Below are 14,791 nucleotides of genomic sequence, written 5' to 3' on the forward strand. Positions count from 1 at the left end.
GGGCCACCGGACCGGCCCCGGGCGGGGTCACCGGACCGGCCCGGGCCCGGCCACCGCGCAGTGGCCGGGGCGCCGTGATTGTCGGTGGTGGTCAGTAGGGTGGTGTGCATGGCAGACCCCAGCAGCTATCGACCCAAGCCGGGACAGATCCCCGACTCGCCGGGGGTCTACAAGTTCCGCGACGAGCACGGCCGGGTCATCTACGTCGGCAAGGCCAAGAGCCTGCGCCAGCGCCTGGCCAGCTACTTCCAGGACCTGGCCGGCCTCCATCCGCGTACCCGCACGATGGTCACCACCGCCGCCGCCGTGGAATGGACCGTCGTGTCCACCGAGGTCGAGGCGCTCCAGCTGGAATACACCTGGATCAAGGAGTTCGACCCCCGCTTCAACGTCAAGTACCGCGACGACAAGAGCTATCCGTATCTGGCGGTGACCCTCAACGAGGAGTTCCCCCGCGTCCAGGTGATGCGCGGCGCCAAGAAGAAGGGCGTGCGCTACTTCGGCCCCTACGGCCACGCCTGGGCCATCCGCGAGACCGTCGACCTGATGCTGCGGGTCTTCCCGGTGCGCACCTGCTCCGCCGGCGTCTTCAAGCGCTCCGCCCAGATCGGCCGCCCCTGCCTGCTGGGCTACATCGGCAAGTGCTCGGCTCCCTGCGTCGGGCGGGTCTCCGCCGAGGAGCACCGCGAACTCGCCGAGGAGTTCTGCGACTTCATGGCCGGCCGCACCGGCGCCTACCTCCGCCGCCTGGAGCGCGGCATGCAGGAGGCCGCCGAGGAGATGGAGTACGAGCGCGCCGCCCGGCTGCGGGACGACATAGGGGCGCTCAAGCGGGCCATGGAGAAGAGCGCGGTGGTCCTCGCCGACGCCACCGACGCCGACCTGATCGCCGTCTCCGAGGACGAATTCGAGGCCGCCGTCCAGATCTTCCACGTCCGCGGCGGCCGGGTCCGCGGCCAGCGCGGCTGGGTCACCGACAAGGTCGAGGCCGTCACCACCGGCGACCTCGTCGAGCACGCCCTCCAGCAGCTGTACGGCGAGGAGCGGGGCGACGCCGTCCCCAAGGAGGTCCTGGTCCCGGCGCTGCCCGAGCCCGTCGAGCCGGTCGCGCAGTGGCTCTCCGACCGCCGCGGCTCCCAGGTCTCGCTGCGGATCCCGCAGCGCGGCGACAAGAAGGACCTGATGGCCACGGTCGGCCGCAACGCCCAGCAGGCGCTGGCGCTGCACAAGACCAAGCGCGCCTCCGACCTGACCACCCGCTCCCGCGCGCTGGAGGAGATCGCCGAGGCGCTCGGGCTGGATTCGGTGCCGCTGCGCATCGAGTGCTTCGACATCTCCCACCTCCAGGGCGATGACGTGGTCGCCTCGATGGTGGTGTTCGAGGACGGCCTCGCCCGCAAGAGCGAATACCGCCGCTTCCAGATCAAGGGCCGGGTCGGCGACGAGCAGGTCTGGCACGGCCAGGGCCAGGACGACGTCCGGTCCATGCACGAGGTCATCGCCCGCCGCTTCCGGCGCTACCTCCAGGAGAAGCAGCGGTCCGGCGAGTGGACGGAGGAGCCGGCCGGCGACGCCCCTGTGGAGGCCGGGGTCCCCGGGGAGACCCACGGCCCCGGGGAGACCGACGCCCCCGTGGAGCCGGGCGCCGGCCGCCCGGTCGACGAGGACGGCCGCCCCAAGCGGTTCGCCTACCCGCCCCAGCTCGTGGTCGTCGACGGCGGCGCCCCGCAGGTCGCGGCCGCCCGCCGGGCTCTGGACGAGCTCGGCATCGACGACGTCGCCGTCTGCGGCCTGGCCAAGCGCCTCGAAGAGGTCTGGCTGCCCGGGGACGACGACCCGGTCGTGCTGCCGCGCAGCAGCGAGGGCCTCTACCTCCTCCAGCGCGTCCGCGACGAGGCGCACCGCTTCGCCCTGCGGTATCAGCGCACCAAGCGGGGAAAGCGGCTGAAGGCCTCGCCGCTGGACGCCGTGTCCGGGCTGGGCGAGACCCGCCGGCAGGCGCTGCTCAAGCACTTCGGCTCGCTGAAGAAGCTGCGGGCCGCGACGGTCGACGAGATCTGCGAGGTGCCGGGCATCGGCCGCAAGACCGCCGAGACGGTCGCCGCGGCGCTGGCCGGGGCGGCGCCGTCCGCCCCCGCGGTGAACACCGCCACAGGAGAGATCATTGAAGACGACGGGGCCCCACCGGCCGCGTTGTCGGCAGAACGGGGGCAGGAACGATGAGCACACCGCACGAAGCGCAGGAACCCGAGAGAGACGGTGCACAGGTGAACACGGGCACGACCGACCAGGGCGAGAGCGCCGCGATCCCCGAGTTGGTGATCATCTCCGGGATGTCGGGCGCCGGCCGCAGCACGGCCGCGAAGTGCCTGGAGGACCTCGGCTGGTTCGTGGTCGACAACATCCCGCCCGAGCTGATCGCGCCGATGGTCGAGCTGGGCGCCCGCTCGCAGGGCAACGTCGCCCGGATCGCGGTCGTCGTCGACGTCCGCGGCCGCCGGTTCTTCGCCAACCTCAAGGAGTCGCTGGCCACCCTCGACGCGCAGAACGTCAAGCGCCGCATCGTTTTCCTGGAGTCCTCCGACGAGGCCCTGGTGCGCCGCTTCGAGTCGGTGCGCCGCCCGCACCCCCTCCAGGGCGACGGCCGGATCGTCGACGGCATCGCCGCCGAGCGCGATCTGCTGCGCGAGCTGCGCGGCGACGCCGACCTGGTCATCGACACCTCCAGCCTCAACGTCCATGAACTCCGCGCCAAGATGGACGCCCAGTTCGCCGGCGAGGAGGTCCCCGAGCTGCGCGCCACGGTCATGTCCTTCGGCTTCAAGTACGGCCTGCCGGTCGACGCCGACATGGTCATCGACTGCCGCTTCATCCCCAACCCGCACTGGGTCCCCGAGCTGCGCCCCTTCACGGGCCTCAACGACGAGGTCTCCAGCTACGTCTTCAGCCAGCCCGGATCCAAGGAGTTCCTGGACGGCTACGCCGAGCTGCTGCGGATCGTCGCGGAGGGCTACCGCCGCGAGGGCAAGCGCTATGTGACCATCGCCGTGGGCTGCACGGGCGGCAAGCACCGCAGCGTCGCGATGTCCGAGAAGCTCGGCCGTCGCCTGGTCACCGAAGGGGTGGAAACCGTCATCGTCCACCGCGACATGGGGCGCGAGTGAGCGGGCGTACCACTCCACGGCTGCGCCGGGTCCGCCGCTTCGTGCCCAGCGGGCGCACGACCAAGGGCGCCACCCCCAAGGTGGTCGCGCTCGGCGGCGGCATGGGCCTGTCCGCCTCGCTGACCGCGCTGCGCCGGATCACCGGTGACCTGACCGCCGTGGTCACGGTCGCCGACGACGGCGGCTCCAGCGGCCGGCTGCGCGACGAACTGGGCGTCCTGCCGCCCGGCGACCTGCGCAAGGCGCTGGCCGCCCTGTGCGGCGACGACGACTGGGGCCAGACCTGGTCGCGGGTGATCCAGCACCGCTTCCAGAGCGAGGGGGAGCTGCACGACCACGCGGTCGGCAATCTGCTGATCGTCGCGCTGTGGGAGCAGCTCGGCGACCATGTCCAGGCCCTCGACCTGGTCGGCAAGCTGCTCGGCGCGCACGGCCGGGTGCTGCCGATGTCGGCGGTCCCCCTGGAGCTCCAGGCGCAGGTCAAGGGGCACGACCCGGCCCGCCCGGACGAGATCACCACGGTCCGCGGGCAGGCCACGGTCGCGCTGACCTGCGGCGAGGTGCAGTCCGTCCATGTGGTCCCCGAGGAGCCGCCGGCCGTCCCCGAGGCGGTCGCCGCCGTGCGGGACGCCGACTGGGTGGTGCTCGGCCCGGGGTCCTGGTTCTCCTCGGTGATCCCGCATCTGCTGGTGCCCGAGCTGCGCGAAGCGCTGGAGGAGACGAAGGCCCGAAAGGTCCTTTCGCTCAACCTTGCGCCCCAACCGGGCGAAACCGATGGCTTCTCCCCGCAGCGTCATTTGGAGGTTTTGGCCCGACACGCCCCTAAACTCGCCTTCGACGTGGTGCTGGCCGACAAGGCCGCCGTGCCCGACGCCGAGGGACTGACCGCTGCCGCAAAGCAGCTGGTCGGCAGCGAGGTCGAGCTGGCGGCGGTCGCCGCACGAGGAGACGACGCCCGGTCGAGCGCCGGGGGAGCCCCCGACCGGCACGACCCGGAGCTGCTGGCAGCCGCGTACGACCGTATTTTTCGGATGCATGGAAGGATCGGCCCATGGCGATGACGGCAGCGGTGAAGGATGAAATCTCCCGGCTCCCCGTCACCCGGACCTGCTGCCGGAAGTCGGAGGTCTCGTCGATCCTGCGGTTCGCGGGCGGTCTGCACCTGGTCAGCGGACGCATCGTGATCGAGGCGGAGCTGGACACCGGCATCGCCGCCCGGCGCCTGCGCAAGGACATCCTGGAGATCTTCGGGCACAGCTCCGACCTGGTGGTGATGGCCCCCGGCGGCCTGCGGCGCGGCAGCCGCTACGTCGTCCGGGTCGTGGCCGGCGGCGACCAGCTGGCGCGGCAGACCGGCCTGGTGGACGGCCGCGGCCGCCCGATCCGCGGACTGCCCCCACAGGTGGTCTCCGGGGCGACCTGCGACGCCGAGGCGGCCTGGCGCGGGGCCTTCCTGGCCCACGGCTCGCTGACCGAGCCCGGCCGCTCCTCGTCGCTGGAGGTCACCTGCCCCGGCCCCGAGGCGGCGCTCGCGCTGGTCGGCGCCGCCCGCCGGCTCGGCATCGGCGCCAAGGCCCGCGAGGTGCGCGGCGTGGACCGCGTCGTCGTCCGTGACGGTGACGCCATCGGCGCCCTGCTGACGCGGCTCGGCGCCCATGAGTCGGTGCTCGCGTGGGAGGAGCGGCGGATGCGCCGCGAGGTGCGCGCCACCGCCAACCGCCTGGCCAACTTCGACGACGCCAACCTCCGCCGCTCGGCGCGCGCCGCGGTCGCCGCGGGCGCCCGGGTCCAGCGGGCCCTGGAGATCCTCGGCGAGGAGGTCCCCGAGCACCTCGCCGCGGCCGGCCGGCTGCGCATGGAGCACAAGCAGGCCTCCCTGGAGGAGCTGGGCGCCCTCGCCGACCCGCCGCTGACCAAGGACGCCGTCGCGGGCCGGATCCGCCGGCTGCTGGCGATGGCCGACAAGCGGGCCCAGGACCTCGGCATTCCGGGCACGGAATCCAACCTCACCGAGGAGCTCGCCGAGGGCATGGTGGGCTGACGAAGCCCCCTGCCCGGCACACCCCCGGCGTCTCTTCACGCCCCTGCCGTCCCTCCCGTATCGCCGCAGCTCGGGAGTGGTGCGCACCGGCGTCGAAGGGCACGTCCGGGGGTGCTCGTTTGAGGTATCGGAGGCCCGTTTGTCAATGTCACGTACGTCTCTTATTGGGGGTAGGGTCGGAGGCGGTCGGGGACAGCCCATACAGCTCGCCGGTAACTCATCGGCGTACCTAACGAGGAGATCGGTTCGTGACGATCCGCGTAGGCATCAACGGATTCGGCCGCATTGGTCGCAACTACTTCCGCGCGCTCCTGGAGCAGGGTGCGGACATCGAGATCGTCGGTGTCAACGACCTGACCGACAACGCCACTCTGGTGCACCTGCTGAAGTACGACACCATTCTGGGTCGCCTCAAGCAGAACGTCAGCCACACCGACGACACCATCACCGTCGGCAACCAGACCTTCAAGACGATGGCCGAGCGCGACCCGGCGAACCTCCCCTGGGCGGAGCTGGGCGCCGACATCGTCATCGAGTCGACCGGCATCTTCACCAAGAAGGCCGACGCCGCCAAGCACCTCCAGGCCGGCGCCAAGAAGGTCCTGATCTCCGCGCCCGCCAAGGACGAGGACATCACGATCGTGATGGGCGTCAACCAGGACAAGTACGACGCGGCCCAGCACCACGTCATCTCCAACGCCTCCTGCACCACCAACTGCGTGGCGCCGATGGCGAAGGTGCTCGACGAGAACTTCGGCATCGTCAAGGGCCTGATGACCACGGTCCACGCGTACACCAACGACCAGCGCATCCTGGACTTCCCGCACAGCGACCTGCGCCGCGCCCGCGCCGCCGCGGAGAACATCATCCCGACCTCGACCGGTGCCGCCAAGGCCACCGCCCTGGTCCTCCCGCAGCTCAAGGGCAAGCTGGACGGCATCGCCATGCGCGTGCCGGTCCCCACCGGCTCGGTCACCGACCTGGTGCTGGAGCTGGAGCGCGAGGTCACCAAGGACGAGATCAACACCGCCTTCCAGAAGGCGGCCGAGGGCCAGCTCAAGGGCATTCTCGAGTACACCGAGGACCCGATCGTCTCCTCGGACATCGTGAACTTCCCGGCCTCCTGCACCTTCGACTCGAAGCTGACGATGTCGCAGGGCAAGCAGGTCAAGGTCGTGGGCTGGTACGACAACGAGTGGGGCTACTCCAACCGCCTGGTGGATCTGACCACTTTCGTCGGCGGCCAGCTCTGACCTCTGGTTGACACCCGAGGTACCGAGATGTGAGGACGGGGCTCGTAGGACGCGAAGATGCGTCGTACGGGCCCCGTCCCGTGACCGACCTACGCAAACGGAGTCACTTCCTCATGAAGACGATCGACGACCTCCGGGTCGCCGGACAGCGCGTGTTCGTCCGCGCTGATCTGAACGTGCCGCTGGACGGCACCACCATCACCGACGACGGCCGGATCCGCGCCGTCGCGCCGACGATCGCCAAGCTCGTCGAGCGCGGCGCCAAGGTGATCGTCGCCTCGCACCTGGGCCGTCCCAAGGGCGCCCCGGACCCGGCCTTCTCGCTGGCCCCCGCGGCCGCGCGGCTGGGTGAACTCCTGGGCCGGGACGTGGCGTTCGCGACGGACACGGTCGGCGAGTCCGCCGCGTCCGTGACCGCCGCCCTGGTGGACGGCCAGGTCGCCGTGCTGGAGAACCTGCGCTTCAACGCGGGCGAGACCAGCAAGGACGACGCCGAGCGCGGCGCCTTCGCCGACCGGCTCGCCGCCCTCGCCGACCTGTACGTGGGCGACGGCTTCGGCGCCGTGCACCGCAAGCACGCCTCCGTCTACGACCTGCCGAAGCGCCTGCCGCACGCCGCCGGCGACCTGATCGCCACCGAGGTCGGCGTCCTGAAGAAGCTCACCGAGGACGTCCGGCGCCCCTACGTCGTCGCGCTCGGCGGCGCCAAGGTCTCCGACAAGCTCGCCGTCATCGACCAGCTGATCGAGAAGGCCGACCGGATCCTGGTCGGCGGCGGCATGGCCTACACCTTCCTCAAGGCCAAGGGCCACGAGGTCGGTATCTCGCTGCTCCAGGAGGACCAAGTCCCGGCCTGCCGGGAGTACCTCGCACGGGCCGAGAAGCGCGGCGTGGAGTTCGTCCTGCCCGTCGACGTCCTGGTGGCGGCCGAGTTCCCGGACCTGAAGACCAAGGCCCCGGCGCACCCCGACACCGTCGCCGCGGACGGCATCCCGGCCGACAAGGAGGGCCTGGACATCGGCCCGAAGACCCGCGAGCTCTACGCCGCGAAGCTCGCCGACGCGGGCACGGTCTTCTGGAACGGCCCCATGGGTGTCTTCGAGCACCCCGACTACGCGGGCGGCACCCGGGCCGTCGCGCAGGCCCTGCTGGACTCGGACGCCTTCACCGTCGTCGGCGGCGGTGACAGTGCCGCCGCGGTCCGGCTGCTGGGCTTCGACGAGAATGCTTTCGGCCATATCTCGACCGGCGGCGGCGCCAGCCTCGAATACCTCGAAGGCAAGACGCTCCCCGGCCTCGCCGCTCTGGAGGACTGAACATCGTGACTGCTCTCAATGAAGGCCGCACCCCGCTGATGGCGGGCAACTGGAAGATGAACCTCAACCACCTCGAGGCCATCGCCCACGTCCAGAAGCTCGCCTTCGCCCTCGCCGACAAGGACTTCGACGCCGTAGAGGTCGCGGTCCTGCCGCCCTTCACCGACCTGCGGTCGGTGCAGACGCTGATCGACGGCGACAAGCTCAAGATCAAGTACGGCGCCCAGGACATCTCCGCGCACGACTCCGGCGCCTACACCGGCGAGATCTCCGGCCCGATGCTGGCCAAGCTCAAGTGCGCGTACGTGGCCGTCGGCCACAGCGAGCGCCGCCAGTACCACGGCGAGAACGAAGAGATCTGCAACGCCAAGGTCAAGGCCGCCTTCAAGAACGGGATCACCCCGATCCTGTGCGTCGGCGAGGGCCTGGACGTGCGCAAGGCCGGCAACCAGGTCGCGCACACCCTCGCCCAGGTCGACGGCGGCCTGGCGGACGTCCCGGCCGAGCAGGCCGAGACGATCGTGATCGCCTACGAGCCGGTGTGGGCCATCGGCACCGGCGAGGTCGCCACCCCCGAGGACGCGCAGGAGGTCTGCGGGGCCATCCGCGGCCGCCTCGCCGAGCTGTACAGCCAGGAGCTGGCCGACAAGGTCCGCATCCAGTACGGCGGCTCGGTCAAGTCCGGCAATGTCGCCGCGATCATGGCGCAGCCCGACGTCGACGGCGCGCTGATCGGCGGCGCGGCGCTGGACGCGGACGAATTCGTGAAGATCGTCCGCTTCCGCGACCAGTAGCGGCTATGACGAGGGGGAGCCCTCGTCGTACCCTGTCGGGGCCGGGACCGGTGCAGCAGCGCCGACCCGGCCCCGCACCATAAGCTTCACGAATACTGATCCATTCGTCCGTCCGTCAGTCCTAGAGAGTTGGTCCAGCCGTGGTCATCGGGTTCTCGATCGCCCTCATCGTCTTCAGCCTGCTGCTGATGATGCTGGTGCTCATGCACAAGGGGAAGGGCGGCGGCCTGTCCGACATGTTCGGTGGCGGCATGCAGTCCTCGGTCGGTGGCTCCTCGGTCGCCGAGCGTAACCTCGACCGCATCACCATCGTGATCGCGCTGCTGTGGTTCGCCTGCATCGTCGTGCTCGGCATCCTGATGAAGCTCGGCAACTGACGAGGCGTCGGAGACGCGGCCTATCATGAGGGTGGCGTCCTCGGACGGGTAACTCCAGCCACTGGACGCGCGTTGGGCCTTACGTAGACTGGGGCGTTCCGCAGCGCAGCTGCTGCGAGAGGCTGTGCAGCACCATTACGCAGGGAGTTACGACCGTGGCAAGTGGCAACGCGATCCGAGGAAGTCGGGTCGGGGCGGGGCCGATGGGGGAGGCCGAGCGCGGCGAGTCCGCGCCGCGCACCCGCATCTCCTTCTGGTGCTCCAACGGGCACGAGACGCAGCCCAGCTTCGCCGGCGACGCGCAGGTTCCGGACACCTGGGACTGCCCGCGCTGTGGTTTCCCGGCAGGCAAGGACCGGGACAGCCCGCCGGACCCGCCGCGCACCGAGCCGTACAAGACCCACCTCGCCTACGTCCGGGAGCGTCGCAGCGACGCCGACGGTGAGGCGATCCTCGCGGAGGCGCTCGCCAAGCTCCGCGGCGAGATCTGACGGACCCGTACACACACCGGCCGGCCCGGCCGGAGGGCAGCACGCCCTCCGGCCGGGCCGGCCGCGTCTGTGCCCCCGGGGGCCGCGGGAGAGCGCCGCCCCCGCGCCGGCACCCGTTCTTCAGGCCCCCGTCAGCGCCCCGTCCGGCGGCGGACAGCTGCCTTCCCCCACTCTCGGCTTCGCTCGAGTGGGAGGTGCTCCCACCGCGCGCTGATCAATTAGGTTGGGAGACGGCGGGGCCGCTACGAGATGAAGAAGGCAGAGTCCGAGATGAACGCAGAAGGCCGCAGCAGGCTCGACCAGTTGCCCGAGTGGACCGCGCTGGGCAAGCACCGCGAGCAGCTGGGGAAGGCGCATCTGCGCGAGCTGTTCGAGCGGGATCCGGCACGCGCCGAGCGCTACACCCTCCAGGTGGGCGATCTGCACCTGGACTACTCCAAGCACCTGGTCACCGACGAGACGCTGCGGCTGCTGGGCGAACTGGCCGCGGCGACCGGCGTGGCCGGGCTGCGGGACGCGATGTTCCGCGGCGAGAAGATCAACATCACCGAGCACCGCTCCGTGCTGCACACCGCGCTGCGCGCGCCCGGCTCGGCGGTGGTCGAGAGCGACGGGGAGAACGTCGTCCCCGGCGTGCAGGCCGTGCTGACGAAGATGGGCACCTTCGCCGACCGGGTCCGCTCGGGCGACTGGAAGGGCCACACCGGCAAGCGCATCAAGACCGTCGTCAACATCGGTATCGGCGGCTCCGACCTGGGCCCGGCGATGGCGTACGAGGCGCTGCGCGCCTACACCCACCGGGACATGCAGTTCCGCTTCGTCTCCAATGTGGACGGCGCCGATCTGCACGAGGCGGTCCGCGATCTGGACCCGGCCGAGACGCTGTTCATCATCGCCTCGAAGACCTTCACCACCATCGAGACGATCACCAACGCCACCTCGGCGCGCGAGTGGCTGCTGAGCGGGCTGGGCGTGGACGGCGGGGAGGCCGTCGCCCGGCACTTCGTGGCGCTCTCGACCAACGCCGAGAAGGTCACCGAGTTCGGCATCAACCCGGACAACATGTTCGAGTTCTGGGACTGGGTCGGCGGCCGCTACTCCTTCGACTCCGCCATCGGCCTGTCGCTGATGGTCGCGATCGGGCATGAGCGCTTCCGCGAGATGCTGGCGGGCTTCCACCTCGTCGACGAGCACTTCCGCACCGCCGAGCCGCTCGCGAACGCCCCGATGCTGATGGGCCTGCTGGGCATCTGGTACGGCAACTTCTGGGACGCCCAGTCCCACGCCGTGCTGCCCTACAGCCACTACCTCTCCAAGTTCACCGCCTACCTCCAGCAGTTGGACATGGAGTCCAACGGCAAGTCGGTGGACCGCGACGGGCAGCGCGTCGACTGGCAGACCGGGCCCGTCGTCTGGGGCACGCCCGGCACCAACGGCCAGCACGCCTACTACCAGCTGCTCCACCAGGGCACCAAGATGATCCCGGCCGACCTCCTGGGCTTCGCCGAGCCGGTCGCCGATCTGCAGCCCCGTCTCGTGCCGCAGCACGACCTGCTGATGGCGAACCTCTTCGCGCAGGGCCAGGCGCTGGCCTTCGGCAAGACGCCGGACGAGGTGCGCGCCGAGGGCGTGGCCGAGGAGCTGGTCCCGCACAAGACCTTCCCGGGCAACCGCCCCACCACCACCATCCTGGCCAAGGAGCTCAGCCCGTCCGTGCTGGGCCAGTTGATCGCGCTCTACGAGCACAAGGTGTTCGTCCAGGGCGCGGTCTGGAACATCGACTCCTTCGACCAGTGGGGCGTGGAGCTGGGCAAGGTCCTGGCCAAGCGGGTCGAGCCCGCGCTGACCGAGGGCGCCGAGGTCCCGGGGCTGGACGCCTCGACGGCCGGCCTGGTCGACACGTACCGCGCGCTGCGCGGGCGTTGATCCGGCGCCGTCCCGACGGCGCGCTGCCCTGACGGCGAAGGCCCCGCACCCTCAAGGGGGTGCGGGGCCTTCGGCGTCGCGGGGTGGGCCAGGTCAGGCCGACGCCGGCGGGTAGAGCCCGCGTGGCAGTTGCGCCGCGGCGGCCTCGTCCAGCAGCCACAGGGTCCGGCTGCGGCCGCGGGCACCGGCCGCCGGGGCCTGGACCTCGCCGGCCCCGGACAGGGCCATGGCCGCGGCGTTGGCCTTGTCCGCGCCCGCCGCCAGCAGCCAGACCTCCCGTGCCGCGCGGATCGCGGGCAGGGTCAGCGAGACCCGGGTCGGCGGCGGCTTGGGCGCACCGTGCACCCCCACCACCGTCCGCTCCTGCTCGCGGACGGCGGGCAGCTCCGGGAAGAGCGAGGCGACATGGGTGTCCGGGCCGACGCCGAGCAGCAGGACGTCGAAGGACGGCACCGGGCCGTGGTCCTCGGGTCCCGCGGCGGCGGCGAGCCGGGCCGCGTAGGCCTCGGCGGCGGCATCGGCGTCATTGCCGTACGGGCCGTCCGAGGGGGGCATCGGATGCACCCGGGCCGGGTCCAGCGGGACGCTGTCCAGCAGCACCTCCCGGGCCTGGGTGTGGTTGCGCTCCGGGTCGCCGTCCGGTGCGAAGCGCTCGTCGCCCCACCACAGATCGAGCCGGGACCAGTCCACCGCGTCCCGCGCGGGCGCCTCGGCGACGGCCGCGAGCAGCCCGTTGCCGTTGCGCCCGCCGGTCAGCACCACCGAGGCGGAGCCCCGGGCGGCCTGGGCGTCCACGATCTTGGTGATCAGCCGGGCGGCCGCCGCCTTGGCCATCAGCTCCTTGTCGCGGTGGACGACGACCTGCGGAGCGCTCACTTGGCGGCTGCCTTCTTCGTGGCCGCCTTCTTCGCCGCGGGCTTGGCCGCGGCGCCGCCGGCCGGGTCCGGGTCCGCCGGGGCGGCGTCCTTGCCCGTGCGGAGCCGGTCCACGCCGTACTTGAGCGCGGCGGCGTAGATGTCGTCCGGGTCGAGTCGGCGCAGCTCCTCGGCGAGCAGCTCGGAGGTGTCCCGCCGCTTGAGCGCCACCGCACGGTCGGGCTGCTCCGGCATGCAGAGCGTGGCCAGCGAACCGTCCGGGCGGTCCAGCACGATCGAGCCGATGCTGGAGTCCATGCGGACGGCGGTCAGGCCGGGGCCGGCCGACACCTTGCGGCTGACCGGGATCTTCAGCCGGTCGGCCAGCCACATGGCGAGCAGCTCGCAGCTGGGGTTGAACTCCTCGCCCTCGACCTCGGCCGAGGCGACCGTGCACGGGGCCTGGTCCAGCGCCGCCGCCAGCATCGAGCGCCACGGCGTGATCCGGGTCCAGGACAGGTCCGTGTCGCCCGGTGTGTAGGACTCCGCGCGGGCGGACAGCTCCCGCACCGGCTGCTCGGCGGCGTAGGCGTCGGTGACCCGGCGCTGGGCCAGCGCGCCGAGCGGGTCCTTGGCGGGATCCAGCGGCGCGTTCACCGCCCACCAGACCACCACCGGGGCGTCCGGCAGCAGCAGCGGCAGCACCACGGACTGGGCGTGGTCGATCACCTCGCCGTAGAGCCGGAGTATGACCGTCTCGCCGGTGCCGGCGTCCGTGCCGACCCGCACCTCGGCGTCCAGGCGGGCCTTGGCGCGGTCGCGCGGCGACCGGCTGACCCGCTTGACGACGACGAGGGTGCGGGAGGGGTGCTCCCGCGAGGCCTCGTTGGCGGCCTTGAGGGCGTCGTAGGCGTTCTCCTCGTCGGTGACGATGACGAGGGTGAGCACCATGCCGATGGCGGGGGTGCCGACGGCGCGGCGGCCCTCGACCAGCGCCTTGTTGATCTTGCTGGCTGTGGTTTCGGTCAGATCGATCTTCATGGCCGGCGCCAGCTCCGTCCGTCTCGTGCGAGCATTTCGTCCGCCTCGGTGGGGCCCCAGGTGCCCGCCTGGTACTGCGCGGGCTTGCCGTGCTTGTCCCAGTACTCCTCGATCGGGTCGAGGATGCGCCAGGACTGCTCGACCTCCTCCAGCCGCGGGAAGAGGTTCGCGTCGCCCAGCAGCACGTCCAGGATCAGCCGCTCGTACGCCTCGGGGCTGGACTCCGTGAAGGACTCGCCGTACGCGAAGTCCATCGAGACGTCGCGCACCTCCAGCGAGGTGCCGGGCACCTTCGAGCCGAACCGCACGGTCACGCCCTCGTCCGGCTGCACCCGGATGACCAGGGCGTTCTGCCCCAGCTCCTCGGTGGCGGTGTGGTCGAAGGGGGAGTGCGGGGCGCGCTGGAAGACCACCGCGATCTCGGTGACCCGGCGGCCCAGGCGCTTGCCGGTGCGCAGGTAGAACGGCACGCCGGCCCAGCGGCGGTTGTCGATCCGCAGCTTGACGGCGGCGTAGGTGTCGGTCTTCGACTTGGGGTCGATGCCGTCTTCCTCGAGGTAGCCGACGGCCTGTTCGCCGCCCTGCCAGCCCGCCGCGTACTGCCCCCGGACGGTCTCCTTGCCGAGATCCTTGGGGATCTTGACCGCGCCCAGCACCTTGGTCTTCTCCGCGACCAGCGCGTCCGCCTCGAAGGAGGCCGGCTCCTCCATGGCGGTCAGCGCGAGGAGCTGGAGGAGGTGGTTCTGGATGACGTCCCGGGCGGCGCCGATGCCGTCGTAGTAGCCGGCGCGGCCGCCGATGCCGATGTCCTCGGCCATGGTGATCTGGACGTGGTCGACATAGCTGCGGTTCCACAGCGGCTCGAACATCGTGTTGGCGAAGCGCAGCGCCAGGATGTTCTGGACCGTCTCCTTGCCCAGGTAGTGGTCGATCCGGAAGACCTCGTTCGTCGGGAAGACGTCGTGGACGATCCGGTTGAGCTCCTGGGCGCTCTGGAGGTTGTGGCCGAAGGGCTTCTCGATGACGGCGCGGCGCCAGGAGCCCTCCTTCTGGTCGGCCAGCCCGTGCTTCTTGAGCTGCTGGACGACCTTGGGGAAGAACTTCGGCGGCACGGAGAGGTAGAAGGCGAAGTTGCCGCCGGTGCCCTGGGCCTTGTCCAGCTCGCTTATCGTCTGCTTGAGCGTCTCGAAGGCGTCGTCGTCGTCGAAGGTGCCCTGGACGAAGCGGCAGCCCTGGACCAGCTGCTGCCAGACCTCCTCGCGGAACGGCGTACGGGAGTGCTGCTTGACCGCCTCGTAGACCTCGTGCGCGAAGTCCTCGTGCTCCCACTCACGACGGGCGAACCCGATGAGGGAGAAACCGGGCGGAAGCAGGCCGCGGTTGGCCAGGTCGTACACCGCGGGCATCAGCTTTTTACGGGACAAATCGCCCGTGACGCCGAAGATGACCAGGCCCGACGGCCCCGCGATACGCGGGAGCCGTCGGTCTGCGGGGTCACGAAGCGGGTTGGCTCCGCTTGCATCGGACAAAGGAG

At 71.0% G+C, this 14,791-nt stretch carries 13 protein-coding genes; 10 read left to right on the forward strand and 3 right to left on the reverse strand.

What is annotated here, in order from left to right:
* The first annotated feature begins 108 nt into the window (after positions 1–108).
* The 10 genes from uvrC (at position 109) to pgi (ending at position 11,362) form a co-directional block, all read left to right on the forward strand.
* Positions 109–2,223 (forward strand): excinuclease ABC subunit UvrC, encoded by a 2,115-nt coding sequence (gene uvrC / locus IEY78_RS18785; protein ID WP_189099760.1) that lies wholly within the window; start codon positions 109–111, stop codon positions 2,221–2,223.
* Complete coding sequence (gene rapZ, locus IEY78_RS18790; RefSeq protein WP_189099762.1) at positions 2,220–3,164, forward strand: RNase adapter RapZ; 945 nt, start codon at positions 2,220–2,222, stop codon at positions 3,162–3,164. The genes uvrC and rapZ overlap by 4 nt, the downstream gene beginning before the upstream one ends.
* Entirely contained in the window at positions 3,161–4,225 is a 1,065-nt protein-coding gene (locus tag IEY78_RS18795; protein ID WP_189099764.1) for a gluconeogenesis factor YvcK family protein, read from the forward strand. The genes rapZ and IEY78_RS18795 overlap by 4 nt, the downstream gene beginning before the upstream one ends.
* Positions 4,216–5,205 carry a DNA-binding protein WhiA gene (gene whiA / locus IEY78_RS18800; protein WP_018091880.1) on the forward strand — a complete coding sequence of 330 codons (990 nt, stop codon included), beginning with the start codon at positions 4,216–4,218 and terminating at the stop codon, positions 5,203–5,205. Before IEY78_RS18795 ends, whiA begins: the two co-directional genes overlap by 10 nt.
* Before the next feature lie 248 nt (positions 5,206–5,453).
* Positions 5,454–6,458 (forward strand): type I glyceraldehyde-3-phosphate dehydrogenase, encoded by a 1,005-nt coding sequence (gap, locus tag IEY78_RS18805; RefSeq protein WP_189099766.1) that lies wholly within the window; start codon positions 5,454–5,456, stop codon positions 6,456–6,458.
* Between the two features lie 113 nt (positions 6,459–6,571).
* On the forward strand, positions 6,572–7,774 hold the full coding sequence (locus IEY78_RS18810) for a phosphoglycerate kinase (RefSeq protein WP_189099768.1): 1,203 nt from the start codon (positions 6,572–6,574) through the stop codon (positions 7,772–7,774).
* Between the two features lie 38 nt (positions 7,775–7,812).
* Positions 7,813–8,568, forward strand: coding sequence for a triose-phosphate isomerase (gene tpiA, locus IEY78_RS18815; protein WP_189099838.1), 756 nt, complete (start codon positions 7,813–7,815; stop codon positions 8,566–8,568).
* 140 nt (positions 8,569–8,708) lie between these two features.
* Complete coding sequence (gene secG / locus IEY78_RS18820; RefSeq protein ID WP_189099770.1) at positions 8,709–8,945, forward strand: preprotein translocase subunit SecG; 237 nt, start codon at positions 8,709–8,711, stop codon at positions 8,943–8,945.
* A 155-nt stretch (positions 8,946–9,100) separates the two neighbouring features.
* Positions 9,101–9,436 carry an RNA polymerase-binding protein RbpA gene (locus IEY78_RS18825; protein ID WP_006606296.1) on the forward strand — a complete coding sequence of 112 codons (336 nt, stop codon included), beginning with the start codon at positions 9,101–9,103 and terminating at the stop codon, positions 9,434–9,436.
* Between the two features lie 270 nt (positions 9,437–9,706).
* The gene (gene pgi, locus IEY78_RS18830; RefSeq protein ID WP_189099771.1) at positions 9,707–11,362 is read left to right on the forward strand and encodes a glucose-6-phosphate isomerase; all 1,656 of its coding nucleotides are present in this window, start codon (positions 9,707–9,709) and stop codon (positions 11,360–11,362) included.
* A gap of 93 nt (positions 11,363–11,455) precedes the next feature.
* On the opposite strand, the gene pgl is transcribed toward pgi, so the two are convergent.
* The 3 genes from pgl to zwf are packed head-to-tail and all read right to left on the reverse strand — an operon-like array spanning position 11,456 to position 14,786.
* Positions 11,456–12,238 carry a 6-phosphogluconolactonase gene (gene pgl, locus IEY78_RS18835; protein WP_189099773.1) on the reverse strand — a complete coding sequence of 261 codons (783 nt, stop codon included), beginning with the start codon at positions 12,236–12,238 and terminating at the stop codon, positions 11,456–11,458.
* Positions 12,235–13,257: a glucose-6-phosphate dehydrogenase assembly protein OpcA gene (gene opcA, locus IEY78_RS18840; RefSeq protein WP_189099775.1), complete on the reverse strand. Its 1,023-nt coding sequence runs from the start codon at positions 13,255–13,257 to the stop codon at positions 12,235–12,237. Before opcA ends, pgl begins: the two co-directional genes overlap by 4 nt.
* Positions 13,254–14,786, reverse strand: coding sequence for a glucose-6-phosphate dehydrogenase (zwf, locus tag IEY78_RS18845; protein WP_189099777.1), 1,533 nt, complete (start codon positions 14,784–14,786; stop codon positions 13,254–13,256). The genes opcA and zwf overlap by 4 nt, the downstream gene beginning before the upstream one ends.
* Positions 14,787–14,791 lie beyond the last annotated feature (5 nt).

This window comes from Streptomyces kronopolitis (assembly GCF_014646275.1).
Lineage (GTDB): Bacteria > Actinomycetota > Actinomycetes > Streptomycetales > Streptomycetaceae > Streptomyces > Streptomyces kronopolitis.